This is a genomic window from Rhodococcus sp. 66b, assembly GCF_002076325.1.
Lineage (GTDB): Bacteria > Actinomycetota > Actinomycetes > Mycobacteriales > Mycobacteriaceae > Rhodococcus_F > Rhodococcus_F erythropolis.
In genome coordinates, this window is sequence record NZ_MUZB01000052.1 from 1 (window position 1) to 1478 (window position 1478).

General features: G+C 59.7%; 1 protein-coding gene. It reads right to left on the reverse strand.

The window, feature by feature from the left end; all coding sequences use genetic code 11:
* Positions 1 to 1458 (reverse strand): amino acid adenylation domain-containing protein (locus B0E55_RS31265; protein ID WP_338013650.1); only part of this gene is annotated, 1458 nt, incomplete at its 3' end.
* Positions 1459 to 1478: the final 20 nt, after the last annotated feature.

Consider the following 1478-nt stretch of genomic DNA (forward strand, 5'->3'; position numbering starts at 1 on the left):
GAACACCGCGGCCTCGAACACCGGCTCCGGCAACAACTTCCGATCCAACTTCCCCGAAGCATTCAACGGCAACGCATCCAACACCACAAACTGCGACGGCACCATATACGACGCCAACCGCTCCCCCACACCCACCTTCACCACATCAACATCAACCGAAGACCCCACCGCAGCAGTGACATACGCAACCAACTGATCACGCCACACCACCACCACAACAGAACCCACACCCACCTGATCCCGAACCGCAGACTCGATCTCCCCCAACTCGATCCGCTGACCACGCAACTTCACCTGAAAATCACTACGACCGACATACTCGAGCTCACCCGACACACCGATCCACCGCACCACATCCCCCGTGCGATACATCCGCGAACCCACCCCACCGAACGGATTCGCCACAAACCGCTCCGCCGACAAATCCACCCGCCCGAAATACCCACGAGCGTCCTGCACACCCGACAAATACAACTCACCCGCAACACCCACCGGCACCGGACGCAACCGCGAATCCAACACCAACACCGACGAATTCCACACCGGAGCACCCATCGGCACCACCACACCCACACCATCGAGCGGACCCGCCGCCGTCGCATGCACCGTGAACTCCGTCGGACCATACAAATTATGAACCTCAACCGACGGCAACACCGACAACACCCGACCCACCACCGACGCCGGCAACGCCTCACCCGCCGCGAAAATCACCCGCAACGAACCCAACCCACTACCACCGAGACGCGAAATCGTCGCCTCCGACGTCTCGACAACCTGATCGACGAACACCTCCAACATCGACGGCACAAACGACACCATCGACACCGACTCCGCCGCCACCACCGACGCCAAATACCCCGGATCCCGATGACCGTCATGAGTAGCCACCACCAACCGAGCACCCACCGCCAACGGAACAAACAACTCCCACACCGACACATCGAACGTCACCGGAGTCTTGAACAACACCACATCAGAACCCGACACCGCATAACGCTCCGCCAACCACGACACCTGATTGACCACACTGCGATGACTGACCGCCACACCCTTCGGCCGACCCGTCGACCCCGACGTGAAAATCACATACGCCGTATTCCCCGACCGCAACGGCGCAACCCGATCCACATCAGAGACAGGCGCACCCGAAAAACCAGACACATCAACAACATCAACCTCGACCACCGGCACAACACCAGCATCGAAACCAACATCAGACGTACTGACCACACACACCGGCGACGCCGACTCCAACACATACCCATTACGCTCCGCAGGCTGATCCGGATCCACCGGAACATACCCACCACCAGCCCTGAGCACACCGTAAACCGCAACCAACAAATCAACCGACCGACGAACCGCAACACCCACCAACGACTCCGGCCCCACACCCACCGAAACCAAATACCTGGCAAAACGATTCACCCGAGCATCGAACTCCGCATACGACAGAGACTGCCCCTCGAACGAGA